Origin of the sequence: Pseudoalteromonas sp. Z9A4 (genome assembly GCF_011378845.1) — a bacterium.
GTDB classification, from domain to species: Bacteria; Pseudomonadota; Gammaproteobacteria; order Enterobacterales; family Alteromonadaceae; genus Pseudoalteromonas; species Pseudoalteromonas arctica.
Window position 1 is genome coordinate 18,984 of record NZ_WTLA01000014.1, and the last position, 26,796, is coordinate 45,779.

The 26,796-nt window shown below is 37.8% G+C and carries 29 protein-coding genes and 1 pseudogene; 22 read left to right on the plus strand and 8 right to left on the minus strand.

Features of this window, described 5'->3' with window-relative positions; translation table 11 throughout:
- The first annotated feature begins 151 nt into the window (after positions 1 to 151).
- Together GQR54_RS11505 and GQR54_RS11510 are read left to right on the plus strand one after the other, a co-directional pair.
- Entirely contained in the window at positions 152 to 1,225 is a 1,074-nt protein-coding gene (locus tag GQR54_RS11505; protein WP_166377738.1) for a glycosyltransferase family 1 protein, read from the plus strand.
- Positions 1,222 to 2,305 (plus strand): annotated as a pseudogene (locus tag GQR54_RS11510) (glycosyltransferase). The gene GQR54_RS11505 and the pseudogene GQR54_RS11510 overlap by 4 nt, the downstream one beginning before the upstream one ends.
- On the opposite strand, the gene GQR54_RS11515 reads toward GQR54_RS11510, so the two are convergent.
- On the minus strand, positions 2,298 to 3,026 hold the full coding sequence (locus GQR54_RS11515) for a 3-deoxy-D-manno-octulosonic acid kinase (RefSeq protein ID WP_166377740.1): 729 nt from the start codon (positions 3,024 to 3,026) through the stop codon (positions 2,298 to 2,300). The pseudogene GQR54_RS11510 and the gene GQR54_RS11515 overlap by 8 nt on opposite strands.
- A 122-nt stretch (positions 3,027 to 3,148) precedes the next feature.
- On the opposite strand from GQR54_RS11515, the gene GQR54_RS11520 reads away from it, so the two are divergent.
- The 6 genes from GQR54_RS11520 (at position 3,149) to glpG (ending at position 8,410) form a co-directional block, all read left to right on the plus strand.
- Positions 3,149 to 4,207: a glycosyltransferase family 9 protein gene (locus GQR54_RS11520; RefSeq protein ID WP_166377742.1), complete on the plus strand. Its 1,059-nt coding sequence runs from the start codon at positions 3,149 to 3,151 to the stop codon at positions 4,205 to 4,207.
- Positions 4,207 to 4,770, plus strand: coding sequence for a D-glycero-beta-D-manno-heptose 1,7-bisphosphate 7-phosphatase (gene gmhB, locus GQR54_RS11525; RefSeq protein WP_166377744.1), 564 nt, complete (start codon positions 4,207 to 4,209; stop codon positions 4,768 to 4,770). Before GQR54_RS11520 ends, gmhB begins: the two co-directional genes overlap by 1 nt.
- Before the next feature lie 169 nt (positions 4,771 to 4,939).
- Entirely contained in the window at positions 4,940 to 6,133 is a 1,194-nt protein-coding gene (locus tag GQR54_RS11530; protein WP_166377746.1) for a glycine C-acetyltransferase, read from the plus strand.
- Positions 6,134 to 6,183: 50 nt separating this feature from the next.
- Positions 6,184 to 7,209 carry an L-threonine 3-dehydrogenase gene (gene tdh, locus GQR54_RS11535; RefSeq protein ID WP_166377748.1) on the plus strand — a complete coding sequence of 342 codons (1,026 nt, stop codon included), beginning with the start codon at positions 6,184 to 6,186 and terminating at the stop codon, positions 7,207 to 7,209.
- Between the two features lie 68 nt (positions 7,210 to 7,277).
- Positions 7,278 to 7,595, plus strand: coding sequence for a thiosulfate sulfurtransferase GlpE (glpE, locus tag GQR54_RS11540; protein ID WP_166377750.1), 318 nt, complete (start codon positions 7,278 to 7,280; stop codon positions 7,593 to 7,595).
- Positions 7,592 to 8,410 (plus strand): rhomboid family intramembrane serine protease GlpG, encoded by an 819-nt coding sequence (glpG, locus tag GQR54_RS11545; protein WP_166377752.1) that lies wholly within the window; start codon positions 7,592 to 7,594, stop codon positions 8,408 to 8,410. Before glpE ends, glpG begins: the two co-directional genes overlap by 4 nt.
- Positions 8,411 to 8,413: 3 nt before the next feature.
- Here the strand turns inward: glpG and GQR54_RS11550 are convergent, their stop codons facing one another.
- A complete protein-coding gene (locus tag GQR54_RS11550; protein ID WP_166377754.1) occupies positions 8,414 to 8,818 on the minus strand; it encodes a flagellar basal body-associated protein FliL in 405 nt (134 codons plus the stop codon).
- Positions 8,819 to 8,972: 154 nt separating this feature from the next.
- Here GQR54_RS11550 and GQR54_RS11555 point away from each other — a divergent pair, with 154 nt between their 5' ends.
- Positions 8,973 to 9,512: a chorismate lyase gene (locus GQR54_RS11555; RefSeq protein WP_166377756.1), complete on the plus strand. Its 540-nt coding sequence runs from the start codon at positions 8,973 to 8,975 to the stop codon at positions 9,510 to 9,512.
- Positions 9,509 to 10,387: a 4-hydroxybenzoate octaprenyltransferase gene (gene ubiA / locus GQR54_RS11560; RefSeq protein WP_166377758.1), complete on the plus strand. Its 879-nt coding sequence runs from the start codon at positions 9,509 to 9,511 to the stop codon at positions 10,385 to 10,387. The genes GQR54_RS11555 and ubiA overlap by 4 nt, the downstream gene beginning before the upstream one ends.
- 37 nt (positions 10,388 to 10,424) lie before the next feature.
- Here ubiA and GQR54_RS11565 read toward each other — a convergent pair whose 3' ends face one another.
- The 3 genes from GQR54_RS11565 to GQR54_RS11575 form a co-directional block, all read right to left on the minus strand.
- Positions 10,425 to 11,045, minus strand: coding sequence for a 2OG-Fe(II) oxygenase (locus tag GQR54_RS11565; RefSeq protein WP_007584723.1), 621 nt, complete (start codon positions 11,043 to 11,045; stop codon positions 10,425 to 10,427).
- A 91-nt stretch (positions 11,046 to 11,136) separates the two neighbouring features.
- Positions 11,137 to 12,021: a LysR substrate-binding domain-containing protein gene (locus GQR54_RS11570; protein ID WP_166377760.1), complete on the minus strand. Its 885-nt coding sequence runs from the start codon at positions 12,019 to 12,021 to the stop codon at positions 11,137 to 11,139.
- A 376-nt stretch (positions 12,022 to 12,397) separates the two neighbouring features.
- Positions 12,398 to 12,820, minus strand: coding sequence for a DUF2721 domain-containing protein (locus tag GQR54_RS11575; protein ID WP_166377762.1), 423 nt, complete (start codon positions 12,818 to 12,820; stop codon positions 12,398 to 12,400).
- 83 nt (positions 12,821 to 12,903) lie between these two features.
- Here GQR54_RS11575 and GQR54_RS11580 point away from each other — a divergent pair, with 83 nt between their 5' ends.
- The 3 genes from GQR54_RS11580 to tsaD are packed head-to-tail and all read left to right on the plus strand — an operon-like array spanning position 12,904 to position 14,892.
- Positions 12,904 to 13,257, plus strand: coding sequence for a DUF2007 domain-containing protein (locus tag GQR54_RS11580; protein ID WP_166377764.1), 354 nt, complete (start codon positions 12,904 to 12,906; stop codon positions 13,255 to 13,257).
- A complete protein-coding gene (locus tag GQR54_RS11585) occupies positions 13,250 to 13,840 on the plus strand; it encodes a YjaG family protein (RefSeq protein WP_007584732.1) in 591 nt (196 codons plus the stop codon). Before GQR54_RS11580 ends, GQR54_RS11585 begins: the two co-directional genes overlap by 8 nt.
- A gap of 38 nt (positions 13,841 to 13,878) precedes the next feature.
- Positions 13,879 to 14,892, plus strand: a complete 1,014-nt coding sequence (gene tsaD / locus GQR54_RS11590; RefSeq protein ID WP_010554406.1) for a tRNA (adenosine(37)-N6)-threonylcarbamoyltransferase complex transferase subunit TsaD — start codon at positions 13,879 to 13,881, stop codon at positions 14,890 to 14,892.
- A 174-nt stretch (positions 14,893 to 15,066) separates the two neighbouring features.
- Here tsaD and plsY read toward each other — a convergent pair whose 3' ends face one another.
- On the minus strand, positions 15,067 to 15,678 hold the full coding sequence (plsY, locus tag GQR54_RS11595) for a glycerol-3-phosphate 1-O-acyltransferase PlsY (RefSeq protein WP_165729397.1): 612 nt from the start codon (positions 15,676 to 15,678) through the stop codon (positions 15,067 to 15,069).
- Positions 15,679 to 15,908: 230 nt separating this feature from the next.
- Here plsY and folB point away from each other — a divergent pair, with 230 nt between their 5' ends.
- The 3 genes from folB to GQR54_RS11610 are packed head-to-tail and all read left to right on the plus strand — an operon-like array spanning position 15,909 to position 17,554.
- Positions 15,909 to 16,268 carry a dihydroneopterin aldolase gene (gene folB, locus GQR54_RS11600; RefSeq protein ID WP_166377766.1) on the plus strand — a complete coding sequence of 120 codons (360 nt, stop codon included), beginning with the start codon at positions 15,909 to 15,911 and terminating at the stop codon, positions 16,266 to 16,268.
- Positions 16,269 to 16,757 (plus strand): 2-amino-4-hydroxy-6-hydroxymethyldihydropteridine diphosphokinase, encoded by a 489-nt coding sequence (folK, locus tag GQR54_RS11605; protein ID WP_007584740.1) that lies wholly within the window; start codon positions 16,269 to 16,271, stop codon positions 16,755 to 16,757.
- A complete protein-coding gene (locus GQR54_RS11610) occupies positions 16,754 to 17,554 on the plus strand; it encodes an undecaprenyl-diphosphate phosphatase (protein ID WP_007584742.1) in 801 nt (266 codons plus the stop codon). Before folK ends, GQR54_RS11610 begins: the two co-directional genes overlap by 4 nt.
- Before the next feature lie 64 nt (positions 17,555 to 17,618).
- Here GQR54_RS11610 and GQR54_RS11615 read toward each other — a convergent pair whose 3' ends face one another.
- The gene (locus GQR54_RS11615; protein ID WP_166377768.1) at positions 17,619 to 18,407 is read right to left on the minus strand and encodes a hypothetical protein; all 789 of its coding nucleotides are present in this window, start codon (positions 18,405 to 18,407) and stop codon (positions 17,619 to 17,621) included.
- A 251-nt stretch (positions 18,408 to 18,658) separates the two neighbouring features.
- Between GQR54_RS11615 and mpl the strand changes: the two genes are divergently transcribed.
- Genes mpl through GQR54_RS11640 form a run of 5 tightly spaced genes read left to right on the plus strand, consistent with a single transcriptional unit; the run spans position 18,659 to position 23,004 of the window.
- On the plus strand, positions 18,659 to 20,014 hold the full coding sequence (gene mpl, locus GQR54_RS11620; protein WP_166377770.1) for a UDP-N-acetylmuramate:L-alanyl-gamma-D-glutamyl-meso-diaminopimelate ligase: 1,356 nt from the start codon (positions 18,659 to 18,661) through the stop codon (positions 20,012 to 20,014).
- 1 nt (position 20,015) lies between these two features.
- Positions 20,016 to 20,636, plus strand: coding sequence for a flavin prenyltransferase UbiX (locus GQR54_RS11625; RefSeq protein WP_007584746.1), 621 nt, complete (start codon positions 20,016 to 20,018; stop codon positions 20,634 to 20,636).
- The gene (locus GQR54_RS11630; RefSeq protein ID WP_166377772.1) at positions 20,636 to 21,565 is read left to right on the plus strand and encodes an ABC transporter ATP-binding protein; all 930 of its coding nucleotides are present in this window, start codon (positions 20,636 to 20,638) and stop codon (positions 21,563 to 21,565) included. Before GQR54_RS11625 ends, GQR54_RS11630 begins: the two co-directional genes overlap by 1 nt.
- Positions 21,566 to 22,333 (plus strand): ABC transporter permease, encoded by a 768-nt coding sequence (locus GQR54_RS11635; protein ID WP_007584748.1) that lies wholly within the window; start codon positions 21,566 to 21,568, stop codon positions 22,331 to 22,333.
- On the plus strand, positions 22,333 to 23,004 hold the full coding sequence (locus GQR54_RS11640; RefSeq protein WP_007584750.1) for an SAM-dependent methyltransferase: 672 nt from the start codon (positions 22,333 to 22,335) through the stop codon (positions 23,002 to 23,004). Before GQR54_RS11635 ends, GQR54_RS11640 begins: the two co-directional genes overlap by 1 nt.
- Before the next feature lie 6 nt (positions 23,005 to 23,010).
- Here the strand turns inward: GQR54_RS11640 and GQR54_RS11645 are convergent, their stop codons facing one another.
- Positions 23,011 to 24,894 carry a GGDEF domain-containing protein gene (locus GQR54_RS11645; RefSeq protein ID WP_166377774.1) on the minus strand — a complete coding sequence of 628 codons (1,884 nt, stop codon included), beginning with the start codon at positions 24,892 to 24,894 and terminating at the stop codon, positions 23,011 to 23,013.
- 264 nt (positions 24,895 to 25,158) lie between these two features.
- Between GQR54_RS11645 and panP the strand changes: the two genes are divergently transcribed.
- Positions 25,159 to 26,784, plus strand: a complete 1,626-nt coding sequence (gene panP / locus GQR54_RS11650; protein WP_024594075.1) for a pyridoxal-dependent aspartate 1-decarboxylase PanP — start codon at positions 25,159 to 25,161, stop codon at positions 26,782 to 26,784.
- Positions 26,785 to 26,796: the final 12 nt, after the last annotated feature.

The following is a 26,796-nucleotide window of genomic DNA, read 5'->3' on the forward strand; positions in this document are numbered from 1 at the left end:
TTAATATTGTGGTCAAGTTTATCAATCAAAGCAGTGGAATGCAGTAAATAATCAATTTATTAGTGTTTATTTAAATGTATAAATAAAACCCGTCTATCGTAAAAACTACGGTGTTGGTATACTACTGATCAAATAGAAAATTGAGAATATAATGAGTAACAAACGACTTTTATTTATCCCTGTATCATCACCACAAGGTATTGGTGAATATATGCGCTCGTTGTTGTTGGCTCAGAGTTTACAAAGTGAACTTGCAGACTCCCTTGATATTCACTTTATACTAAATAAACATACAAGCTACGCAAAAGACTGCCCTTTTGAAACCACACTACTAGAGCACTCCGCGACTAAAGAGCTAGATTCTGTTTGCGATTTTATAGAAACGTTTAAACCCGATATCGTTGTTTTTGATTGTGCAGGGCGTGCAGGGCATATGAAAGCGGCCAAAAAGGTAGGCGCTAAAGTTATATTTATTTCTCAGCATGCAAAAAAACGTGCAAAAGGATTAAAACTTAACAGAATTAATTTAATTGATACACATTGGGTTGTACAGCCTGATTATTGTATTGAGCCACTTACATGGGCTGAAAGTACGAAGTTAGACATGTTTCCCTTAGCACATCCTCGTAATGTAGGGCCTTTTGTTGCATTTGCTTCTAGTGTGCAAAAACGTGATGTTTTGAATCGCTATAATTTAGTACCGAATGACTACTTTATTGTTAATGCTGGTTCAGGCGGCCATAGTGTAAATAATCTCAACTGCGCCGATGTATATTTTGAAGCTGCACTTAAAATAACTAAGCTCACTGGCTTAAAAGCCATTATTGTGTTTGGTCCAAATTATAACAAAAGCATTCCTAAAAGTGATGAGCTTATTTGTTTAGCAAGTCTGCAAAATACTGATTTTTTAGCATTAATGAGTCAAGCTAAAATTGCATTGCTGAGTGGTGGCGATACATTATTGCAAGCAATTGCAGTTCAAACTCCCGTTGTGGCATGTGCAATTTCTAAAGATCAAAATACACGTTTGGAGCATTGTGCTAATAGAGGTGTTGTAATTAAAGCAAATCTTGATGTTGATGAAATTACTACGAAAATAGCCCAAGTTATTGCCGAGCCTTTTTATAATGAGTTTATTGATAAATATAATCAGTCAGATAATTCAAATAGTTACGATGTAATCATTAATGGTATAAAAAGTATGCTCGCAGGGGAAAGTCAATGAATATTGTTATTGTAATAGATTCATTAGTGGGGGAAGAGCTGAGAAAGTAATGCTTACTCTGACTGAAAAAATGGCTAACTTACACCACAGCGTCACTATTTTATCTCTTGCTAGCAATATTGAGTATGATGTCCCTGATATAGTTAATGTTGATAGTTTATTTACTGATAGAGCATCTAAAGTTGATAGATTTTGGCAACGTAAAAATAGCGTATTAAAACTAGAAGCGTGGTTTGAAAAAAAACAAAGCGAGCTGGGCAATATTGATTTAGTGCTTTCTAATCTTGATAGAAGTAATAACTTGCTCGCGCGTAGTAATATCAAAAATGTTCATTTTGTTATTCACAACTCAGTTAATGCAGAACTTGCACGTCAAAAAAAGTTAGGTCCATTTTCATACTTATATCTTAAAAAAAGTAAGCAAAATTTAAATGGTAAATCACTTATTTGCGTATCAAAGGGTGTTGAAAAAGAAATAATACAAGGGGATTTAATTAACCCAAGTGCAATTGCGACTATTTACAACCCGTTCGATTTTGAAAAATAAGACAGCAAGCAAATGAGCAAAATAACAATATCCCAAATGAGCCCTACTTAATTCATGTAGGAAGACTCGCCAAACAAAAACGCCACGATATATTATTTGCAGCATTTGCAAAGCTTGATAAAAAATACAAGTTAGTCCTTTTATGTAATAAACCCGCAAAAGCATTAAAGCTTGCACAACAATACGGCATAGAAAAACAGTTAGTAGTGCCAGGATTTCAACAAAACCCGTACAACTGGATTAAGCATGCCAAAGCTTTAGTGTTGAGTTCTGATTTTGAAGGACTTCCAACGGTATTAATTGAGGCTTTAGCGGTGGGTACTCCGGTAGTCAGCACTAATTGTACATTTGGACCAAGCGAGATTTTAACAGGCGAGCTAAGTAAATACTTAGTACCCGTTCAACAAAGTGAGACATTAGCCAATGCAGTTAAGCAGGTATTAACTGACAAACCTAATGTAGAAAGTGCAGCGATTTTAAAGCAAGTACAGGTAGAGCAGGTTGCTCTGCAGTATTTAGCGCTAGTTAACTAGCGCCTGATAAAGCTTTAAGGTAGTTGCTGTGTAGAGTTTGAAAGTCACTCACTTGCCAATTAAATACATTATTTCGACCCTGTTCTTTTAAAAACGAGCGCTCAAGACGTGCCATATTACTTTGTTGCCATTGTGGGTTAGGCGCTCTTATTTCACCTCTATCAAAGTCGATAATATACACATCACCAGTATCATCAAACAAAATGTTATTAATGTTTAAATCAGCGTGATACACACCTTTTGAATGAAATAGCGCGATTGTTTTAGCTATTCCCTCTAACTCATCTTCAGTCAATGAGCGTTCAATTAATATGTCGAGTACACTTTTAGCGTCTTTAACAGCCTCTGTAATAATATCACCACGATAAATTAATCCGCTACGCGTTACTTTAGCTGCAATAGGGGGTGGTACGTTTAAACCAAGCTCTATAAGTTTACTCATTAAGCTAAACTCTTTATACACACGGGTTTGTTCAAGCCCAGTATATAAATACTGATCGCTTAGCAATTTACCCACTAAGCCACCGCGCCAATAATGCCTAAGTACGGCTGTTAATTCGTCTTGTTTAAAAAACCACGCAGTTGCTCGGCCCTTTTTGGCGCCCACAATTTTATTTTGTTGTTGCCAATAATTTGCATCAAACCAATCGAGGGTAATTTGGCTTGTGTATTTAGGGTGGCTTAATACAGTGTGACTGCCTTGTACGTGTTGTTTAAACATAGCTCTGTGTAATTGCTAAATAATGTGCCTATATTAGCGCGTTTTAAAGCTGAGGATAAGTGCTTGCAATAGCGTGATTATAATTTAAGATCGGCTTTTGTATTTATTACCTAAGGGAATGTGTGACTCAAGCTCCTAACTATTCATCTATTTGTATATTAAGACTCTCAGCCATTGGTGACGTATGTCATGGTGTGAGTGCTGTACAAGCTATTCAAAAAGCACACCCTAATGCAAAAATCACGTGGGTTATTGGCAAAATAGAAGCCATGCTACTTGCCGACTTACCGGGCGTTGAGCTGGTGGTATTTGATAAAAAACAAGGTAAAGCAGCACTTAAAAGCTTAAAGCAACGCTTTAAAGATCAACAGTTTGATGTACTACTTAATATGCAAGTTGCATTAAGGGCTGGGTTTGTAGCGCGTTGTATTCCGGCAAAAGTAAAAATAGGGTTCGATTGGGCGCGTTCAAAAGAATTGCACAGCTTGTTTATTAATAAACGAATAGAGCCACAAGCTCAGGCGCATGTGCTTGAAGGTTTTAAAGGTTTTGCTAAAGCCGTTGGTGTAGCTGATTATAAACCGAGTTGGGACATGCCATATACAGAGCAAGACCAAGCGGTTGCCGATGAACTACTAACACCAGAGTACCTAACTAATAAACTGTTAGTAATATCGCCAGCAGCAAGTAAAGCACAGCGCAATTGGCTCGCTGATCGTTATGCAGCATTGGCTGATTATGCAAATGAGCAAGGCTTTAAGGTGGTATTGACGGGGGGGCCAACAGAACTTGAAATTAACCTAGCAAATAGTATTGTTGAGTATAGTAAAACACCTATTTTAAATTTAGTGGGTAAAACGAAACTCAAAGAGTTGTTGTGCGTGTTAAAGCGTGGCAGTTTAGTGCTCGCGCCCGATACAGGCCCTGCACATATGGCGGTAACGGTTGGTACGCCGGTTATTGGTTTATATGCACATTCAAACCCTGCACGAACAGGCCCTTACTTATATCAAGATTACGTGGTTGAGGTTTATCACCAAAATTTGCTTAAGCAAACCGGTAAAACGACTAAGCAAGTACCGTGGGGTACGCGCGTAAAAGGCGATGATTTAATGAGTCAAATTACAGTTGATGATGTAAAAGCGATGTTTAACCATGTTGTACAAAAAGAGTCTTTGTAATGAACGCACAACAAAAAAATAAAGCGCTTTTTTTAGATCGAGATGGCGTGGTAAACGTTGATCATGGTTATGTGTATCAAAGCGATAAATTTGAATTTATTGAAGGTGTTTTTAGTACTTGTAAAGCATTTTATGATGCGGGCTATAAAATCATAATCGTCACTAATCAATCTGGAATTGGTCGAGGTTATTACACCGAAGCTGATTTTTTAGCACTAACTGATTGGATGAAAACCCAATTTAGCGATCACAGTATTGAAGTTGCCGATGTGTACTTTTGCCCTCATCACCCTAAAAAAGCGCACCCTGAATATTTGAAAGAGTGCAGTTGCAGAAAGCCTGCGCCAGGTATGTTATTACAAGGCATACAAGAGCATAACATCGACCCTGCTTGCAGTATAATGGTGGGCGATAAACTCAGTGATATGCAGGCTGCGAAAAAAGCGGGCATTACGACCCGCGTTTTAGTGCGTTCGGGTCAAAGCTTTGATGAAAGTGCTAAGCAAGAGGCTGATTTAATTATCGATTCTTTAAACAGTTTACCTGCACTTTTAAATACATAAATAAACTAAACAGATTAGCCTGTAAACTGGCAGGAATTCCTTCCAGTTTAGGGCGTTTGCGACGAACTGCAAACCGTGCATTTTCCCCATTAAACTTTTACAATACCCCCCATAATAAACAGTCGCTTAAATGTGGTTGTTTACCCGTTCAAATTAATGGAGAACACAGATGAGAGCATCTGCTTTTTTTAGCCAGCTACAACAGCAAATTGAAGACGTAAAAACCGAAGGTTTGTATAAAAGCGAACGTATTATTAAATCTCAGCAGCAAGCTCAAATCGAAGTTGCGTCAGGTAAAGTAATCAACTTTTGTGCTAATAACTACTTAGGTTTAGCTAATAGTCCAGAGCTAATTGAAGCTGCGCAAAACGGTTTAAATAATCATGGTTTTGGTGTTGCGTCTGTTCGTTTTATTTGTGGTACGCAAGATATTCATAAAACACTAGAGAAAAAAATCAGTGAGTTTTTAGAAACAGAAGACACCATTCTATATTCTTCATGTTTTGATGCAAACACCGGTTTGTTTGAAACCATTCTAGGCGCAGAAGACGCTATTATTTCTGATTCATTAAACCATGCATCAATTATAGATGGTGTACGTTTGTGTAAAGCCAAGCGTTTTCGTTATGCAAATAACGACATGGCTGATCTTGAAAAGCAACTTATTGCAGCAGATGAAGCCGGCGTTAAAACGAAACTAATAGCTACTGATGGCGTGTTTTCTATGGACGGCGTTATTTGCAATTTAGAAGCTGTGTGCGACCTAGCTGATAAATACGATGCACTTGTAATGGTTGATGACTCTCATGCTGTTGGCTTTGTTGGCGAAAAAGGTAAAGGTACACCAGAGTACTGTAATGTATTAGATCGTGTAGATATTATCACCGGTACATTAGGCAAAGCGCTAGGCGGCGCTTCAGGTGGTTATACTTCAGGTAAAAAAGAAATTGTTGAATGGTTACGTCAGCGTTCACGCCCTTATTTGTTCTCAAACTCATTAGCTCCTTCAATTGTTACTGCATCAATTAAAGTACTTGAAATGCTAGAAAGTGGCGGCGAGCTTCGCGCTAAACTTTGGTCAAATGCTAAATATTTCCGTGAGCAAATGGAGGCTGCTGGTTTTACGTGTGCAGGTAAAGATCATGCAATTATTCCAGTAATGCTGGGAGATGCAAAAGTAGCCTCGTTAATGGCTGATAAGCTACTTGTTGAAGGTATTTACGTCACCGGTTTTTCATTCCCTGTAGTACCAAAAGGGCAAGCTCGTATTCGTACACAAATTTCAGCGGCGCATAGCATTGAACAACTTGATATTGCTATTGATGCATTTACCCGTATTGGTAAAGAAATGGGCGTTATTTAATTTTATTTTAAACCGGAGCCTCGCTTCGGTTTTTTAGTTGAGTGTGGATTATGAAAGCATTATCTAAATTAAAAGCAGAACCGGGCATTTGGATGACAGATGCACCAAAGCCAGAAGTGGGTCATAACGACTTACTAATTAAAATTCGTAAAACAGCTATTTGCGGTACCGACGTACATATTTACAAATGGGATGAATGGGCAAGTAAAACGATTCCTACTCCTATGGTTGTTGGTCACGAATATGTTGGTGAAGTCGTTGATATGGGTCAGGAAGTTCGTGGCTTTAAAGTAGGCGACCGCGTATCGGGCGAAGGTCATATTACCTGTGGGCATTGTCGTAACTGTCGTGCTGGGCGTGTACATTTATGCCGTAATACAACGGGTGTTGGCGTAAATCGTGACGGTGCATTTGCAGAGTATTTAGTTATTCCTGCATTTAATGCATTTAAAATTCCAGATAATATTTCTGATGAACTGGCTTCAATTTTTGACCCATTTGGCAACGCTGTTCATACCGCATTATCGTTCGACTTAGTTGGCGAAGATGTACTGATCACGGGTGCAGGTCCAATTGGTATTATGGCTGCGGCTGTAGCAAAACACGTGGGTGCTCGCCACGTTGTTATTACCGACGTAAACGAATACCGCCTAGATTTGGCGCGTAAAATGGGCGCATCACGTGCTGTAAACGTCGCAAACGAAAAGCTTGAAGACGTAATAAAAGAGCTAGGTATGACAGAGGGCTTTGATATTGGTCTTGAAATGTCAGGTGTGCCAAGCGCTTTTAATTCAATGCTTAATAACATGAACCACGGCGGTAAAATTGCCATGCTAGGTATTCCACCTTCTGATATGGCGGTTGATTGGAACCAAGTTATTTTTAAAGGTTTAGTGATTAAAGGTATTTACGGTCGCGAAATGTTCGAAACGTGGTACAAAATGGCAAGCTTGATTCAATCTGGTCTTGATTTAAACCCAATCATTACACATCAGTATTCTGTGGATGACTTCCAAGCTGGCTTTGATATGATGATTTCAGGTCAGTCAGGTAAAGTAATTTTAAACTGGGATTAGTTCCTAACTAAATTACAAGAAGGGCGGCTTTAGCCGCCTTTTTTATACTATTAATTAAAGAGACTTCAATGGCATTTAAATATATTTCTATAGCGCAAACGTTAGAACTTCTAGATAAAGAAGACGTTGTAATTGCAGATATTCGTGATCCTAATTCGTATCAAGCCGGTCATATTCCCGGTGCAGAAGCACTTTCTAACGGTAATATTGCACAATTTATGATGGAAAAAGAATTCGATCAGCCAATTATCATCGTGTGCTACCACGGTATGAGCTCTCAAGGCGCCGCTAGTTATTTAGTTGAGCAAGGCTTTGAAGATGTTTACAGCATGGATGGTGGCTTTACTGCTTGGGAAGCGGCTTACAGCGAGAAGGTAGAGCGATGATAGAGCTTGGCAGTTTAAATAACCCACGCGCCGCACAGGGCTTTATAGATTATTTAAAAAGCCAAGGCCTAGATGCAAAGATACACTCAGCAGATGGTAGTAATGTCATCATTAGCGTGACTGAAGAGGACTTTCATCAAGTTCAGCCGCTATGGACTGAATTTACACAAAACCCTAATCATGAAAAATACCAGCAAGCATCTTGGGATGTAGGCAGTACACAGTCACCGCTCAAATATCAAGGGCAATCACTTAATCTTATGGCGCGGTTTAAAGCGCTTAGCTGGCTTAACCAAACTGTTAGCATATTAAGTATTGTTATTTATGTCGCTTTTTTACTGGGTGGGTTTGATGAAATTTATACAGCGCTGCAATTTAATCCATCACAACCACTTAGTTGGTTGACTCCCGCTCTTGTTCACTTTAGCGCGATGCATATTGTGTTTAATTTAATTTGGTGGATGTCACTTGGCGACAATATAGAAAAGCAATGCGGAAAACTAAGCTTAATAGGTTTGTTTTTAGTGACTGCACTTATTAGTAATTGGGCGCAGTACTTAATGGCTGGGCCAAATTTTGGCGGTTTGAGTGGTGTAGTATATGGGCTTCTTGGTTTTTGCTGGATCCACAGCTTTTTAAACCCTAAAAAACCAGCGCTTGTTAGTACGGCTATTGTTGGTTTCATGTTGATTTGGTTAGTGCTTGGTTTTGCAGATGTATTGTTTGTAGGTATGGCTAATTGGGCGCACTTAGGTGGGTTAGTTAGCGGTATGGCTTTTGCCTATACCGCCAAAATATTTAACGCAAAACGTTAAATATTAATGATATAAATACTTAGTGAACAAGACTTCACGGATGATCTCTTGTCCTGTTTCTTCTTTTAACAGGCTTTTTAGTTTTTCTGCGCACTTAGCACGTATTTCTTCACGACCAATAAGTGATTTTATTTTTTCTTCTGGTTCTTTAGACAATATTTTAACAAGCGCATCACGAAGGAGTGGAGTATGGTGTTCAACAATTGCGATATCAGTTGTATTATCAAGCATTAAATCAACACTGACGCGCACATATCCCATTTTTTTATTTGAGTAACTGATGTAATTGGTTACTATATCTGGCTCAAAACCAAAATAACCAACTGTAGATGTGGATTCAGCACGAGCTGTAAAGCTAATAAAGCTTACAAAGAATGTAAAAAGACATACGTATACTATTTTTTTCATATTTAAAGCGTTTCTAAAAACCTGTTATAAATAGTTTATACTTAATAGTAGGTAATAAACAGCGCCGAGCAATTATTTATGGTTATAAAACATCACTTTTTCAAAAGCTTTGGCGATGGTATCATTCTGTTGTTTTTTATTTTGTTGAGCTATTGTGATTACTTATCCCCTGTCTATGTCTGCTAATTGGCAGTTCACTTCTTATGTAAGTGATTTATCTCCTCTAGAGCGAGAGTGGCTTTTTGAGCCTAACTCTTTAACGGCTAAATTAAAAAGTAACTCAAAAATTTTTAGTGTAAAAGTATTAAGTGAGCAGTTATTTACTTTAAGCACAGAGCAGAAGTTATTACTAAACAGTACTGCTAAAACGGCGATTAATCGAGAAGTACTCTTATTGTGCGATAACAAACCTATGGTGTACGCACAAAGCTGGCTTCCTAAAAATGATTCGAGTAATCCTTTGCACAATATGGGCGAACGACCTCTTGGTGATGTTATATTTCAAGACCCTGGACTAAAACGAACGGATATAGAAATTGCTTCTTTTGATGCCAAGCATCCCGTTCAGCAATTAGTTGCAAAATTAAACTTACCTGAAAAAAACTTGTTGGGACGCCGAAGTGTATTTTCACTCAAAGAATATAAGTTTTTAGTGTGTGAAGTGTTTTTACCCGGAGCGTATTTATACTCATGAGATTAGCCACTTTAAAGCTAAAACATATTTCTTACTACATACAGCTAATGCGTATAGATAAGCCTATTGGTACCTTGTTATTACTTTGGCCAACATACTGGGCTTTGTGGCTTGCCAGTAGCGGAATGCCGAGCTTACTCAACTTTATTATATTTACGCTGGGCGTTGTTGTTATGCGAAGTGCAGGGTGTGTAATTAATGATTTTGCAGATAGGAAAATAGATGGCTCGGTAAAACGCACTGCTCAGCGGCCGCTAGCTTCAGGGCGGGTTAGTAGTGGTGAAGCACTTAGTTTATTTTTACTGCTCATAGTTATTGCGTTTATTTTAGTATTAATGCTGAGTATTAATACTATTTTACTTTCTTTTGGGGCTTTGGCTTTAGCCTTTTGCTACCCTTTTATGAAACGCTATACACAATTACCACAAGTTGTTTTAGGAGCTGCATTTGGTTGGGCTATTCCAATGGCGTATATGGCTTCAATAAATGCATTACCAATGCAGGCATGGCTATTATTTATAGCTAATATTTGTTGGACAGTAGCCTACGATACAATGTATGCGATGGTTGATAGAGATGATGATTTAAAAATAGGGGTTAAATCTACCGCTATTTTATTTGGTAAATGCGACCGTCACATTATATTTTTACTTAATGCTGTATTTATAGCGCTGGTTGCGTTTATTGGTATAAGTAATCATTTAAGTGTCGCGTTTGGCGTTGGTTTGAGTGTAGCAGCTGGTTTATTGGCATATCAACAAACGCTTATTCATAAACGCGAAAGAGATGCCTGCTTTAAAGCGTTTTTAAATAATCATTATGTGGGCTTGGCTATCTTTATAGGGTTATTACTTTCATACCCAATAGCATTTTAAAGCCTTAATAAAGGCTGTTAAAATTCGCTATTTAGAGCTATCGGGGCGGATCAATAATGCCGCTAATCGAAGCGTTTTTTCTAAACCACCCAGCAATAGAATAGCGCTCGTCAACGGCGGGGAGCACTTCATGAGCAAAGCGTTCGCTTTCAAACATAACTAATGTGCCAGCAGTTGGTTTAATGGTTATTTCTACTTCTTTACTTTTAGGTTTATAAATAACAAGTTCGCCACCTTGCTCAGGCGTATTTAAATAAAGCACCGTTGTAAATACACGATTAGATCGACCTTTAAATGCATCTAAATGTTTTTTGTAAAAATCACCCTGTGTATATTTTGCATAATGACATTCGTAATCAAATAGACCCATAAAAAAGCTGCGATTTAACGTGGTCTTTATACTTTGCATTATTGCTTGATAAGTAAGCTGTGCTTGAGAACTGCCATCAAACCAATAGGTTTTGTCAGTACGAATAGTTTTGTCTATTTGTAAGTTATTTAATCGACCAATACCGGCAAGGCTAAAGTGGGGGTTTATACGGTGGCAATCTGCAACTAAATCGTTAACTAAATCGGCAATAAGCGCGTTATGAATTACGGTGTATCCTTGGCGTTCTATATCATCTAAATAGACATCAGGACCAAAAAGTGTGTTCATTCACATCAGCTGTTTAAAAAAGGTGCGACAGTGTAGCCGAAAAGCGATTTAAAGCTACTGTTTATTGTGCCGCACTTTTCAAAAAGAAGGGTTAGTTAAATGCAGCTCCCGCTTTTTTTATAAGCGATAGCAAGTGCTCTACATGTTCGGTAATAGATGTTTGTTGGCTTGTTTGTACAACGAGTTGTTCGTGATTTAAATCTTTATTTGTTTTTAGTTGTACGAGTTCAGAGTTCTCTGCGATTGTGTTTGCATGCTCAATGCTTGCTATAGCAAAGTGATCTGATTTAACTACACCAGCCATTACTTGCTCAATGCTACCCACTTTAATACTTGATGATTTATTTAAAGAATCAATTGCTTCATTAAGCATAGTTTGCACTTGTTTAGATTGAGAGAAGCAGCCAAACATAGGGTAGCTATCAAGATTTTGCTTACTTATATCGTTTTTATGTGCAAGAGGGTGATTTTTTGAAACAAATAATACAAGCTGATCAGGTAAGTGAATGTCACTGCCGATACTATTAATAGCTTGAGAGTATACACTTATGTCTATTTCACCTTGTTGGAGTCTGCGTGTTAGCTCTTGTTGATCTTGTAACTGCATTTCAATTTTTATATGAGGATATTGAGCTAAAAACTGTCCACAAGAAATAGGTACTATGCTGCTTGCCTTATTGGTATAGCCAATAACCAGTTTTTCATTAGCATTACCGTTTACTGATTGAAAAATCCGTTTTTTCGTTAGCTCAAGTTCCGATAGAGTCGTTTTAGCATATTCAAGGAAAAGTTCGCCTTCAGGCGTTAATTTAACAGAACGAGTTGAGCGTTTTACTAACTCATATCCCATTTCATTTTCAAGTGTTTGAATGCTGCGCGTTAGCGCTGAAGTACTAATTTGGGTTTGTTCAGCAGCTTGTCTAAAATGACGTAATATACCAAGTGCTACAAATTGTTCTAATTGTTCAAATCTCACTTTATAGTCCCTTTTTATAAGTAAGTCGCAGATACTACGGACATCAAATATATTAATTTTTATTCTAAAGTTTAGTAAAATTCTATATTGATATACTTTTGTAAGTTCATACGTGTTTCCAGAAGGATACCCCCCTTTTAGTATTAATTAAAGAGAAAAGCGACCAAATAGTATTGCTTTTATAATTAATAATCAGTTTTTTGTTGTTCTTTATCTATATTTTTGCAATTAATTGCTTAGATTAAGTTATTTTTAGTCAGTAGGTTAGTTGGAGGGCTGGAAATTAATTGTTTTAAATAATAAAAGGTACGCCCCAAAATGAGGCGTACATATAACATGATTATGACAAATAATAGGGCACTTGCTGTATATGAACTTACTTTATGAAATTTCGATTTATTCGGCTGCTTAATGGTTTGTTTTCGATGCTTTGCAGTTCTATCTCAATCGCATCGCAGGAAATATGTATTTCAAATAAAGACGTTAATAACGATAAACTTAAGCAAGCTAAGCTAATGCCAAATAAAATAATCCCCGTGGTATTAAATTCAATAAATAGAGCAAACATTGATAGTGTACACAGTAAAAAAGAGGCTACGCCGTATACTTGCATTGTTCTGATTAAGTTTATTCGTTTACGTAAGTTAGTGATTTGAGCGACTACAACAGGTCGAATAGATTCACCTTCGCGCGCATTTAACTCCCTAATTAATTGCGCTAAAACTAAAAATCGGTTTGTATAGGCTAATAATAGCAGCGATATGGCCGGAAAAAGTAAGCCCGGGGTTGTAAGTGTCATGTTTATTCCTTAAAAGTGCAGCATGTTAGTATGCTAATAATCTAGCGCAGGATATTGATAACACAAAATAAATGAGGTGAATATTGCAAAATATTAATAATAAAAATTCAACTGATAGCTCTTTTCAATGGGTTACAATTCATAAAGCCGAAAATACCCTTGAAGCTAATATTATTAAAGGTTTAATACAAACCAGTGGCATTGAATGCAAAATAAAAGGTGAGATGCTCCAAGGCGCATTGGGAGAAATTCCATTTGATCAAGCACAAGTTAGTGTGCAGGTTTATGCGATAAAAGAGCGCCATGCGCGCCAAATATTGGTAAACTATCAACAAGTAAAACAATCCGCTCCAGATTGGGTATGCCCTAACTGTAATGAGCATAATGGATCAACATTTGATTTTTGTTGGTCGTGTGAGACGTTAAAGAATGACTAAAGCAAATAATTTTCAGCGTATTAGAGAGCTTAACTATTTACAAAAAGCTGTTTTAGCAAGTGCTTTAATAGAGCGAATGCTGCCAAATTACGGTTTATTTAGCGAAGCAACGGGGTTTGGTGATGAAACCTTACTTCGTAATTCGCTTAATGTTTGTTGGGAAAAAATATTACTGCCTAAAAGTAAAATAGATCTCGAAAAACAAGTTGAAAAAATAGAACCGAATGTTCCTGAACTTGCTGATTTTGATATGTTTGGTACTTACCCTGCTATTGATGCTGCAACGTCTTTACTTAGTTTAATGCACGGTTTAATGGCGCAAGATGAGCAAGAGTTCATTAGTGTCAGTAAAATATCTCAAGCAACAGTGGCTCGCTTTATTGAATATCAAATGACGGTTGAAGGTGAGGTTGCAGATAACACAGCTGTTAGAGAGCATCCATTAATGCAATACGAAATTGAAGTATTAGGTGAGCTAATTGATTTTGTAGAAAATATGGGGCGTATTACCTCCGATAGCGTAAAAGCACTTAAAAAGTTTGCCCTAGAAGATGGCCAAACAAATATTGGTCTTACGTTATAAAAACAGCGAAGTGAAATTTTAAAGGCAGGAGAAGTACAGTGCGAATTTTAGGCATTGAATCGTCATGCGATGAAACGGGTATTGCAATATACGATGACGAAAAAGGCTTGTTAGCTCATCAATTATACAGCCAAGTAAAAGTACACGCTGATTATGGCGGCGTAGTGCCGGAACTTGCATCGCGCGATCATGTTCGTAAAACGCTACCACTTATAGACGCAGCATTTGCACAAGCGGGTTGTGGCCCCGAAGACTTAGATGGCATTGCTTATACTGCAGGCCCAGGTTTAGTTGGTGCATTATTGGTAGGTACTTCTATTGGTCGTTCATTAGCATACGGTTGGGATATTCCAGCTGTTGCTGTTCATCATATGGAAGGGCATTTACTTGCTCCTATGCTTGAAGAAAATATTCCTGAGTTTCCGTTTATTGCATTGCTTGTATCGGGCGGTCATACCATGATGGTTAAAGTAGCGGGTATTGGACAATACGAAGTACTAGGTGAGTCAGTTGATGATGCCGCAGGCGAAGCCTTTGATAAAACGGCTAAGTTACTTGGTCTTGACTACCCTGGAGGTCCCCGCTTAGCTAAAATGGCCGAACAAGGCGTTGCGAAGCGCTTTATTTTTCCTCGCCCGATGACTGACAAACCAGGTCTTGATTTTAGTTTTAGTGGTTTAAAAACTGCAGCATCAATCACTATTCGTGAAAATGACGACGACGATCAAACTAAAGCTGATATAGCGCATGCATTTCAAACAGCGGTTATTGATACGCTCGTTATTAAGTGCAAGCGAGCGCTTAAACAAACAGGTATTAAGCGTTTAGTAATCGCCGGTGGCGTAAGTGCAAATACACAGCTTCGATTGCAGCTTGAACGCGTAATGAAAGGTATGAAAGGCGAAGTTTTTTATCCGCGTACTGAATTTTGTACCGACAATGGTGCAATGATTGCTTATGCAGGAATGCAACGTTTAAAAGCCGGTCAGTTTGCAAGTCTTGATATGAAAACTAAACCGCGTTGGCCAATAGATAGTCTTGAGCCTATTTAATTATACCAATTGCATTAAATTAGTGATCTATTATAGCGATAAGAAAATAGCTCAATAACAAGGCTAAAATTATGATACATAGTTGTTCTATATAAATAATTTTTAACGTAGTTAGTGAGTTATTTAATACGCTAGAATGATTATGTTTTTAATAAAATTGGTATTATTCTTACGTTAACTGTTTTCGTTTTCATCAGTGGGTGCTTTTTTAGCGCCTACTTTTGGTTCTTCCCCACTAAATAATCTAATAATATTAGTACGGTGACGAAATATAACTAACAACGTAATAAAGGTAACGGGAAGAGTATAAAGTGGTTTTATCAGCCATGTATATAAAGGTGCTAAAGAGACTGCCACAAGCGCCGCAAGTGATGAATAGCGTGTTATAGCCACTATAACTAACCAAGTGCATACAAGTAAACCAGCCAATGATAAGCCAATAGGTAATAATGAGCCAAATGCCGTTGCTACGGCTTTACCGCCTTTGAAGCTAAAAAACAGTGGGTACATATGGCCTAAGCAAGCTGCTACAGCGACTAAACCAAGCTCTAAAGGTTCAACTTCTAAAAAATAAGCTCCCCATACTGGAATAGTGCCTTTTAAAATATCAAACACTAAAACCAAGCAAGCCGGAAATGCTCCGCCTAATCTATAAACATTTGTAGCCCCTGGGTTGTTAGAACCACTATTACGAGGGTCAGGGAGTTTGAACAACCGCGACACTAAAATAGCCGACGAAATCGACCCAAGTAAATAAGCTAAAACAAACATTAAAGTGGCTAACACACGCTTCCTTATTTTTTAATTGCTATACCAATTGATAGTACTTTTAAGTTATTATTGGCAGCAAAATTTATCGTGAAAATTATTAACAGGCTATTTAATAGCTAGTTTGTTTATTTTGCTATTGTAGAAGTTATTTTCACATATTTAAACACTGGCTAAACCATATACAGTATTAATTTTATTGATGCTTTGTATAGTTGCTTAGTCGTTTGTTGTTATTTGGAGTATCAATGGATAAGGTTTTTATATCTCAATTGCACGTCGACACTATTATTGGAGTGTACGACTTTGAAAAAGAAAGTAAACAGAGCCTTTATTTTGATATTGAAATGCTTAGTGATATTAAGCCTGCAGCCGCAAATGACGATATTAATTTAGCACTGGATTACTCAAAAGTAAGCGAACGCGTTATTAAGCACAGCACTGCAAAACCTGTTGAGTTGCTAGAGACTTTGGTTGAGCAGTTGGCTGAGATTATTTTAAGCGAGTTTAATACGCCACAAGTTACTATAAGAGTAAGTAAACCTGCAGCAGTAGCACAAGCACAAACTGTGGGTGTTGAAATTACACGTGTTAAGGCAACTGACTAAATGGCTCAAATTTATATCAGCCTAGGGTCAAATATAAATAAAGCGCATTATATACAATGTGCATTAATAGCACTTAAGCAGCACTTTGAGCACATTGTGCACTCGTCTGTTTTTGAAAGTGAAGCAGTTGGGTTTGCTGGCAATAATTTTTATAATTCAGTAGTTGGCGCTACAACTGATATGTCGCTTGCTGATGTATGCGCTTTATTAAAACAAATAGAGCGTGATAATGGGCGTACAGCGAACGATAAAAAATTTAGTCCACGAACGCTCGATTTAGATTTACTGTTTTATGATGATGTAACTTGCGATTCCCCAGCGCAATTACCACGTGATGAAATAACTAAAAATGCATTTGTATTACAACCTCTGAGTGAGGTTGCCCCAGATTTTTATCATCCTGTAGCTAAGCAAACGATTGCGCAGTTATGGAATGAATATAATAACCCTCAACAAAAGCTATGGAAGGTGGAGTTTTCTAACCTATGAGTATTATCGAAATAATTATTTTAGCCCTCATACAGGGATTTACTGAGTTTTTACCAATATCGAGTTCTGCGCATTTAATTCTCCCATCGCAAATTTTAGGCTGGGAAGATCAAGGGCTTGCGTTTGACGTAGCAGTACATGTTGGTACTTTAATAGCCGTTGTTATTTATTTTCGTAAAGAAGTAGTAGATATACTAAGCGCATGGTTTAAATCTTTTGGTAAGCAAGGCACTACCGATGACAGTAAATTAGGCTGGTGGATTATACTAGGTACAGTGCCTGCCGCTATTTTAGGATTACTTTTAAAAGACTTTATTGAGTTATACCTGCGAAGCGCTTGGGTTATTGCTACTACCACAATTGTATTTGGTTTATTGCTTTGGTACGCGGATGCAAAAGGGAAGCAAATTAAAACTATTTATCAGCTCAATTGGAAAACGGCACTTATCATTGGTTTTGCACAAGCTGTTGCAATGATCCCGGGTACTTCTCGATCAGGTATCACGATGACAGCTGGTTTAATGTTGGGTATGAATAAGCAAAGCGCAGCGCGTTTTTCGTTTTTACTAGCGATTCCGATTATTTCTATGATGGGGCTTTATTATATTGCAGAGCTTGCACTGGGTGACCATGTAGTTGATTGGAATACATTATTGCTTGGTGTGGTGCTATCGTTCTTATCGGCTTATGCATGTATATTTATGTTTTTAAAAGTAATAGAGCGAATGGGTATGTTGCCATTTGTAATATATCGTTTATTACTCGGTGTCGGTTTGATTGTATTTTTAACGCTATAAACAAACTTAATTAGTAAAACCAAAAAAAGCACCTTTAGGTGCTTTTTTTGGTTTTAAACTCAGCTTATAAATTTAATAAATAAGCTTCAATAAAGCGGCGTTGGTTAGCGGCTTTTGGCGCTGTTTTAAATATAAGTGTATTACCATTTTTACGTAGTTTTAGCTCATTAGTAAATTTACATTCGATAGCATTGAACTGAGCTATGTCGTTTTTAAAACTTTGGTCTTTTTCGCACATGTATGCCATTTCGTTTGCAACTTGTGCACAAAATGAACCCACTGGATATTCTTTTAGGTTTTCATCATCAATGCTTTCCCAATCAACATTGGTATTTATTTTTAATCCGCATTGCTTATCTATTTCGCTATTAGCGGCAGCTATATTTTTTTGTTGATACCCTAAATGCTTTTCACGATTAAACTTCGCTAGTTTAGCTTGAGTACCTTTATTTAATTGTTGATCGTATTGGGCTTTTAAATCTTCAACAATGGCAGGGTTTGACTCTTCTTTTTTTGATAAGTAAATTCCATCACGAGTGTCTGGAATATAAAGATTGTAAGAGCAACAGCGGTAGCCTTCCTCAACACTTACTAAACTTCTTTGTGTACCATCGTAAGTATATTTGTAAGCTTTATTACTACCATGAGGTTTTAAATCGGTTAAAAATACGATGCCATCAATATCATGGTTTATGCCTGTTACTTTTATTAAAGCTTGTTTTTTATCTGTTGTGGGGGCAATAACAACATTAACGCCTTCGCCCGAACTTAGTTCTATTGGGTACTTAGCAAATTCCAAAGCAAAGCTTTTTTGACTAAGTAAAATACAGGCTATAAAGAATAGTTTTTTCATATTAAGTCCTTTTTAAGTTTTAAAGTTATACAGCAAGCTGGTTTATAACATTGATAATAATTGATTAAAAGCAATACAGGGTAGGTGAACGTGCCTATTTTTTAATTTTTAGCGTTTAAAAAATTGATTAACGTGTTTTTGGCACGAGTGAATTGTGTAGACGTACATAGTAACTAAGCACGAATTTTGGCATTATAGCGCCATTAAACTTTGCATAGCTGCAAAGTGAGCATACGATTTAAGGAAAGTATATGCATATACATATTTTGGGCATTTGTGGCACGTTTATGGGCGGTATTGCTGCTATTGCTAAATCGTTGGGCCATAAAGTAACAGGCTCTGATCAAAATGTTTACCCACCAATGAGTACGCAACTTGAAGAGCTTGGCATTGAGTTAACTCAAGGCTACAACGTATCTCAATTAGAGCCAAAGCCAGACATGATTGTTATTGGTAATGCAATGAGCCGTGGTAACCCGTGTGTTGAATATGTGCTTGATAAAGGTCTGCCTTACACTTCAGGCCCTGAGTGGCTTAAGCATAATTTATTACAAAACTCATGGGTACTTGCTGTAGCGGGTACTCATGGAAAAACGACCACGGCGAGTATGCTGGCATGGGTTTTAGAATATGCGGGTTTAAAGCCTGGTTTTTTAATTGGCGGTATCGTCCAAAATTTTGGTGTATCGGCCAAAATAGGTGAAACGCCATTTTTTGTTATTGAAGCGGATGAATACGATACTGCTTTTTTTGATAAGCGCAGTAAGTTTGTCCATTACCTTCCGCGTACACTTATTTTAAATAATCTTGAATTTGATCATGCTGATATTTTTGAAGATTTAAACGCAATAAAAAAACAATTTCATCACTTAATGCGTACATTACCTCAAAGCGGCAAAGTAATTTGGCCAAAGCAAGACGTAGCGCTTAATGACGTAATAGCACAAGGGCTTTGGAGCGAAAGCGAAACCCTCGGTGATGACTGGGGCTATGAATTAATAAAAGCTGATGGTAGTGAGTTTAATGTACTTTTAAATAACGAAAAGCAAGGCGCTGTTCGCTGGCAATCATTCGGTGAGCATAACGTTAAAAATGCGATTATGACTATCGCAGCAGCGCGCCATGTGGGTATAGCCATTGATCATAGTATTGATGCCTTAGGAGAGTTTATTAGTCCTAAAAGACGCATGGAACTAAAGGCTGATATAAATAATATTAAGGTGTATGACGATTTTGCGCATCACCCAACAGCAATTAAAACTACGCTTGCAGGACTGCGCGCAAAAGTAGGCGATGAAAAAATTATCGCTATTTTAGAGCCGCGCTCAAACACAATGAAAATGGGTGTGCATCAATATACATTATTAGATTCACTGCGTGATGCTGACGACGTACTACTTTTTGAACCAGAGAATCTAAATTGGTCGCTAAAAGAGCAAGCAGATAAAGCTGGTATGCAGTGCTTTAGCAGCACACAAACAATTATTGATACGGTGCTTGAAAATATTGAGCCTAATCAACATATTTTAATTATGAGCAATGGCGGTTTTAATGGCCTTCATCAACACCTTGTTGATGGTTTAGCTGATAAATACAGCGGAGAATAGTGTGCAATTTAAAGATAGAATTACGCTCGCTTTTAGCGGTGCATCAGGTGCGCCTTATGGTTTAAGGTTACTTGAAGTATTGCTTGAGCAGCAATTTCAAGTTTACGTACTTATCTCAAGTGCAGCGCGAGTGGTGCTTGATACAGAATCAAATATTAAGCTCTCTGGCAATGAAGACAAAGCCACTGAGCAGTTAAGTACGCTGTTTAATGCTAAATCTGGGCAGTTAAAAGTATACGGTAAAGATAACTGGTTTAGCCCTGTGGCTTCGGGCTCTGCGGCGCCTAAAAAAATGGTGGTATGCCCGTGTAGTGCTGGGTCGGTTTCTGCAATTGCGGTAGGGGCTTCAGATAATTTATTAGAGCGCGCCGCTGATGTGGTAATTAAAGAACGCGGTCAGCTAATTTTAGTGCCACGCGAAACACCATTTAACGAAATCCATTTAGAAAACATGCTTAAGTTATCTCGTTTAGGGGTGACAATTATGCCAGCAGCACCCGGTTTTTATCATAAGCCACAAAGTATTGAAGACTTAGTTGATTTTATGGTGGCTAGAATTTTAGATCATTTAAATATTGAACATAACCTAACAAAACGTTGGGGTTATGGTGAGGGTAAGTAATGAATAAGCAAAATATTGCTTTAAATATAGAAGGCCTTACCAAGGTTTATAAAAATGGTGTTGAGGCTATTAAAGGCGTTGATTTACAAGTTCATGAAGGTGATTTTTTCGCTTTGCTTGGTCCAAACGGAGCCGGTAAATCAACCACGATTGGTGTTATTTCGTCGCTTGTTAATAAAACAAAAGGCAAAGTAGAAGTATTCGGTTGCGATATTGATACTGATTTAGAAGCTGCAAAAGCGCATTTAGGCCTAGTGCCACAAGAGTTTAACTTTAGTCAGTTTGAAACGCTTAGCCAAATACTTGTTAATCAAGCTGGTTATTATGGAGTACCTCGCGCTGAAGCGCATAAACGTGCTGATAAATACTTAGCGCAGCTTGGTTTATTAGAGAAAAAAGACAAGCAAGCGCGTACGCTTTCAGGCGGTATGAAACGCCGATTAATGATTGCGCGTGCCCTTATGCACGAACCTAAGTTGCTTATACTTGATGAGCCAACCGCGGGGGTAGACATAGAACTTCGTCGTTCAATGTGGGATTTTTTACGCCAAATAAATGAGCAAGGCGTTACTATTATTTTAACTACGCATTATCTTGAAGAAGCAGAGCTGCTGTGTAAAAACATCGCTATTATTGATTCTGGTCGAATTGTTGAAAACACCACGATTAAAGCATTGCTTGCAAAGCTTGATAAAGAAACTTTTATTTTAGATTTAAAAATGCCAGCAAACCCTGTAACGCTTGATGGCTACAAATTTACCATGGCGGATGATCATACTATTGAAGTCGAAGTAGCTAAATCACAGGGCTTAAACGCGGTATTTAGCGCATTAACAACTCAAGGTAATACAGTGTTGAGTATGCGAAATAAAGCAAACAGACTAGAAGAATTATTTGTAGGATTATTAGAGCAAGGGCGGGGCGAATAAATGTTTAAATATGGCGTAGCGCTAAAAAGTTTATGGATTAAAGAATGTATACGTTTTTTACGTATTTGGGTGCAAACCTTAGTACCGCCAGCAATTACGATGAGCTTATATTTTGTTATTTTTGGTAATTTAATTGGTTCACGAATTGGCGACATGGGCGGCTTTAGTTATATGGAGTTTATTGTGCCTGGCCTTATAATGATGTCAGTTATTACTAACTCTTATTCCAATGTAGCCTCTAGTTTTTACTCAACAAAGTTTCAAAAAAGCATTGAAGAGCTTTTAGTTGCACCTGTACCTAACTACATCATTGTTCTAGGTTATATGGGTGGCGGTATGACGCGCGGTATTATGGTGGGCTTTATAGTTACCTGTGTGTCGTTATTATTTGTTGATATTCAAATTCATAATATTTTTGTAATTATGGCGACGGTTATTTTAACCTCAGCTGTATTTGCTTTAGGTGGTTTAATTAATGCAATTTACGCAAACAGTTTTGACGATATAAGCATTATCCCCACCTTCATTTTAACGCCATTAACTTACTTAGGCGGTGTATTTTATTCAATTACGTTGCTGCCTGAGTTTTGGCAGAATGTATCACAAATCAACCCTATAATTTATATGGTTAACGCATTTCGTTATGGCTTTTTAGGTGTGTCGGATGTTGATTTGAGCGTGGCTCTTGGGGTTATTTTAGTATTTATAACAGCGTTATTTACATTAGCGCTTACATTGATCAAAAAAGGTGTGGGGCTAAGACACTAATGAGTGATGCAAATTCACGTAGTATTGTATCTAATCAAGCGGGTATTCACGAAAAGCTTGATGAAATAGTAAATAAGCACTTAGATGCTGAATTTAAAAAGCCAATTGCAGCGCATACCCAAGCCGCATTTGACGAGGTTAATGCTAAAGTACAAGCCTTTAGTGGCCCGCTTATTTTAGACTCGTGTTGTGGCGTGGGTGAAAGCTCAGCTAACTTAGCTAAGCGCCACCCTGATGCACTTATAATTGGTATTGATAAATCGTCGCACCGATTAGATAAGCACGATGTTGAATATAAGCAAACCGACAGTGGTCAGTACATCTTAGTGCAAGCAGACTTAAATGACTTTTGGCGTTTAGCGGTAGCTGCTAATTGGCAACCTACGCACCATTATTTGTTGTATCCAAACCCGTGGCCTAAGTCTAAGCATATTCGTAGACGCTGGCATGGCGCGGCTATTTTTCCATTTATCGTTAAGTTAGGTGGAAAATTAGAAGTGCGCAGCAATTGGGATATTTACGTTAAGGAGTTTGCTCGGGCGCTTGAATTAACAGGCAACCCTTGCGATGTAACGCTTTATGAGTCAGACGATGCCATTACGCCTTTTGAGCGTAAATACTGGGCCAGTGGCCAGCAAAGCCACCGACTCGTTATTAACTTACCTCGCTAAAGTAAGTTAAAGTGCTAATTCTTCTTCTATAACCGTACTAACATGTGGCACTGGGTGGGCAAAGTAGTTGCCTTGCATTAGTGTCACATTTGCTTTTTTAAGTGCGGTTACGATGGTTACATTTTCTACCGACTCCGCCATTAATTGCAAGCCCAGCTGATTAGCAAAACTGGCTATGTGCTCAATAAACACGTAAATATCTTTGTCATTCACTATTTGCTTTATTAGTGCGCCATCTAGCTTAATACCGTCCACTTCAAGCTTAAGTACGTTTGATATATTTGAGTATCCACTACCAAAGTTATCAATAATAACCTTAACGCCTTTCGTTTTAACCATACCAATAAATGCTTTTACCTCAGAAAAGTTAGCAATTGCCTGGGTTTCTAAAAGCTCTAACGTGATATTCCCAGGGTGCGGGTAACGCTTAAGTTCGTACGCAATAAACTCGCTTAAATTAGGGTCGAGCATATCTTGTGCTGTTATATTTAAGCTCCAGCAAATATCGGTTTTTCTAAAGCGGCTAACACATTGTGAAAATAGAGTACGGGTAAGTATGCCGTCCATTCTTGAGCGGGTAACAACATTTAAAAATGCATCAGGTTTTAATACTTCCCCTCGCGCCGTTACCATTCGAGCTAAGCATTCATATTGAACGACATTATTGGTATTTATATCAATAATGGGTTGAAAGTAAGGCACTATACGGTTGTTATCAAACGCTTCACGCACCTCTTTAGCCATTTCAACATTGTATTGATATTGCGTTTTTACATCGTGTAGCGCTTTTGAGTAGTTAACTACGCTATGCCTACCTTGTTTAGCTTGCAGTGCCGCTATATGAGCGTTTTCAAGTAGTAGCGATTTATTGCCACTGGCAATACCTGCACATAGGGTTATGTAAATAAAAGGGTCAGTTAACACTGGGGTATTAAAGTTATATGTTTTTACGAGATCGGTAAATTCGTCATTGCTCATTTCTTTAGGCGCGAGTAATACTATTTTATTTGTTGCTAGTCTGTATATATGGCAATGCGCAGAGCTTCTGAGTTTAAAGTGAATAAGTAAGTTTTTCATTACTTTATCACCCACTTCCGTGCCGTAAAAACTGTTTATATCTTCTATTTCATTAACCCAAATAACGGCTAATTGCATGTGATGGGCATTACTTTTTTTAATAAAGTACTCAAGTGCAATATGATTTGAAAAACCAGTACTTGAGTCAGTTGCTAAAGAGCGCTTTAGTAAATAAATATATATGGCGGCAACAAGTATTGCGATAAAAAAGAAGAAGCTAGCCATTGCAGCAGCTTTTGATACGCTTTCTTTAAGTTTCTCGTTTAAATTGTAAATAGTTATATCGGCACCCGTTAAATAGGTATTGCCGTTAATAGGGTCAACGTAAGGAATAAAAATAGTTTTAAAGTGACCCCACTGATCGCTCGATATTTCAAATACAGGCTCTGTTGAATAAAAAGCACTTAGGTTGGTATCGGTGGCTTCAGGATAGAGATCTAAAAATTGAGTTACTTTGCCGTTATTTTGATCGTCTTGCGTGTAACTTGATGCACTAAAAAGAACCTTGCCGTCTTTTAAAATCATTGAATACACATAAGCAATATCAAGTGCTTGAGCAAACTCAGATAGTTGTTTACTTTTATTTTGATAGTAAGAAAAACTTATGTTGTCGCCTTGATTAACCGCACTTAAGTAATTTTCACCTAAAATATGTTTAACGCTGGTGGCTGCATTAAGTAAGCGATTATCAACCGACTGCATTATTTCAGCACGTGTGGTTTGGTAAGTGTAGTAAACGTAGGTAAGCAAGCTTATTAAAAACAAGCTAAAGCCTGCCACTATCCAACTAGCTTTGACTCTTCCTTCTGACATATGTGTCCCTTTTTTGTTATCAAATTTATTATACCCAAAATAAGTAAATGCCCAATAAATAATTAGGTTTGGAAGAGTTTTAATTAAATTATCATTTTTTTGTCATCGCTTTGATTGCTTTTATAGGTTTAAACGAGACATTTTAGTTATATTGCAGTAAAGTTAGCGCAATTTTTAAAGAAACACGATTGCTCTAAATGTCTTAATAAGTAGGCGTTTTTGATGGGTAAGCGCGTGTTTTAGCTACACACACTAGGTATTGAGATGGATCAAAAGCGTTGTGCCGTCGCCTCTAAAGAAAGCCTTAAGCGTATATTTACTGTACCTGAAGCGCCAGACTCAACTTTAAGCAAAATCGAGCTTGAAATTTCGAGTAATTTAGCAGGTTTTCTAAACGAAAATATAGCGGCAATTGAAAAACCATTACATGAAATCGAAAAAGATTTTCAGTCGGCAGTGATCCCAGAGGATCCAACGTTTGTATCTGCTTATGCCCAAGACATAATGGAGCAACTTGTTGCACATTCTGTGCATACAGCTGCGCCTAGCTTTATTGGTCACATGACCTCTGCCTTACCGCATTTCTTATTACCGCTGTCAAAATTGATGGTAGGGCTAAATCAAAATCTAGTAAAAATAGAAACGTCTAAAGCGTTTACGCCTCTTGAGCGTCAAGTGCTTGGAATGATGCATCATTTAGCTTATGGGCAAGAAGATTCATTTTATTCTAAATGGATGCACAGTGCTAAAACCTCATTAGGTGCATTTTGCTCTGGTGGAACGGTCGCTAATATTACTGCGCTTTGGATTGCTCGAAACCGCTTATTAAAACCCGATGGCGATTTTAGAGGTATCGGCGCACAAGGCCTAATTGCCGGTATGCTGCATTACGGCTATAAAGGTTTAGCAGTATTAATATCAGAGCGGGGACATTACTCATTAGGTAAATCGGTTGATTTACTCGGTATTGGCCGCGATAACTTAATTGGTATTAAAACCTGCGAAAATAATAAAGTTGATGTAGGAGCTATGCGCGAAAAAGCACGTGAGCTTGAATCGCAAGGCATTAAAGTAATGGCGATTATTGGGGTAGCGGGTACAACCGAAACCGGTAATATTGACCCACTTGATGAAATGGCCGACTTAGCACAAGACATTAACTGCCATTTTCATGTAGATGCTGCATGGGGAGGAGCGACCCTTTTATCGAACACGCATCGCCCTTTACTTAAAGGGATTGAGCGAGCAGATTCAATTACCATCGATGCACATAAACAAATGTATGTACCAATGGGAGCGGGCTTAGTTTTATTTAAAGATCCCGCTGCAACTGATGCAATAGAGCATCACGCTGAGTACATATTACGTAAAGGTTCAAAAGACTTAGGTAGCCACACGCTTGAAGGCAGCCGACCTGGTATGGCAATGTTAGTACATGCTTGCTTACGTGTTATTGGTCGTAAAGGTTACGAAATGCTGATTGATCGAAGTATCAAAAAAGCACATTACTTTGCTGATTTAATTAAAGCTGATGAAGATTTTGAGCTTATTTCAGAACCTGAATTGTGCTTATTAACGTATCGTTATGTACCTAAGCAAATTAAACAAGCAATAGCCGATGCAGATGCTGCAACTCGGTTAGATATTTTTGCCTCTCTGAATCGTTTTACTGCCAGTATGCAAAAACGTCAGCGAGAGTCAGGTCGCTCATTTGTATCACGTACTCGTTTAACGCCTTCTAAATACGACAATCAACCTACAGTTGTATTTAGAGTGGTACTTGCAAACCCGCTTACCTCAGGTGCTATTTTAAAAGAGATATTAGCTGAGCAAAAAGAGTTGGCTGCAACAGATCCGGTATTCAAAAAATACTTAAGAAAGTATATGTAATCTAAATACAAA

Bases quoted from the DNA above. Each gene is read 5' to 3' on its own strand.
- GQR54_RS11505 (WP_166377738.1), top strand. From the start codon at position 152: ATGAGTAACAAACGACTTTTATTTATCCCTGTATCATCACCACAAGGT.
- GQR54_RS11515 (WP_166377740.1), bottom strand. From the start codon at position 3,026: ATGTTTAAACAACACGTACAAGGCAGTCACACTGTATTAAGCCACCCT.
- gmhB (WP_166377744.1), top strand. From the start codon at position 4,207: ATGAACGCACAACAAAAAAATAAAGCGCTTTTTTTAGATCGAGATGGC.
- GQR54_RS11530 (WP_166377746.1), top strand. From the start codon at position 4,940: ATGAGAGCATCTGCTTTTTTTAGCCAGCTACAACAGCAAATTGAAGAC.
- tdh (WP_166377748.1), top strand. From the start codon at position 6,184: ATGAAAGCATTATCTAAATTAAAAGCAGAACCGGGCATTTGGATGACA.
- glpE (WP_166377750.1), top strand. From the start codon at position 7,278: ATGGCATTTAAATATATTTCTATAGCGCAAACGTTAGAACTTCTAGAT.
- glpG (WP_166377752.1), top strand. From the start codon at position 7,592: ATGATAGAGCTTGGCAGTTTAAATAACCCACGCGCCGCACAGGGCTTT.
- GQR54_RS11550 (WP_166377754.1), bottom strand. From the start codon at position 8,818: ATGAAAAAAATAGTATACGTATGTCTTTTTACATTCTTTGTAAGCTTT.
- ubiA (WP_166377758.1), top strand. From the start codon at position 9,509: ATGAGATTAGCCACTTTAAAGCTAAAACATATTTCTTACTACATACAG.
- GQR54_RS11565 (WP_007584723.1), bottom strand. From the start codon at position 11,045: ATGAACACACTTTTTGGTCCTGATGTCTATTTAGATGATATAGAACGC.
- GQR54_RS11575 (WP_166377762.1), bottom strand. From the start codon at position 12,820: ATGACACTTACAACCCCGGGCTTACTTTTTCCGGCCATATCGCTGCTA.
- GQR54_RS11585 (WP_007584732.1), top strand. From the start codon at position 13,250: ATGACTAAAGCAAATAATTTTCAGCGTATTAGAGAGCTTAACTATTTA.
- folB (WP_166377766.1), top strand. From the start codon at position 15,909: ATGGATAAGGTTTTTATATCTCAATTGCACGTCGACACTATTATTGGA.
- folK (WP_007584740.1), top strand. From the start codon at position 16,269: ATGGCTCAAATTTATATCAGCCTAGGGTCAAATATAAATAAAGCGCAT.
- GQR54_RS11610 (WP_007584742.1), top strand. From the start codon at position 16,754: ATGAGTATTATCGAAATAATTATTTTAGCCCTCATACAGGGATTTACT.
- GQR54_RS11615 (WP_166377768.1), bottom strand. From the start codon at position 18,407: ATGAAAAAACTATTCTTTATAGCCTGTATTTTACTTAGTCAAAAAAGC.
- mpl (WP_166377770.1), top strand. From the start codon at position 18,659: ATGCATATACATATTTTGGGCATTTGTGGCACGTTTATGGGCGGTATT.
- GQR54_RS11630 (WP_166377772.1), top strand. From the start codon at position 20,636: ATGAATAAGCAAAATATTGCTTTAAATATAGAAGGCCTTACCAAGGTT.
- GQR54_RS11635 (WP_007584748.1), top strand. From the start codon at position 21,566: ATGTTTAAATATGGCGTAGCGCTAAAAAGTTTATGGATTAAAGAATGT.
- GQR54_RS11640 (WP_007584750.1), top strand. From the start codon at position 22,333: ATGAGTGATGCAAATTCACGTAGTATTGTATCTAATCAAGCGGGTATT.
- GQR54_RS11645 (WP_166377774.1), bottom strand. From the start codon at position 24,894: ATGTCAGAAGGAAGAGTCAAAGCTAGTTGGATAGTGGCAGGCTTTAGC.
- panP (WP_024594075.1), top strand. From the start codon at position 25,159: ATGGATCAAAAGCGTTGTGCCGTCGCCTCTAAAGAAAGCCTTAAGCGT.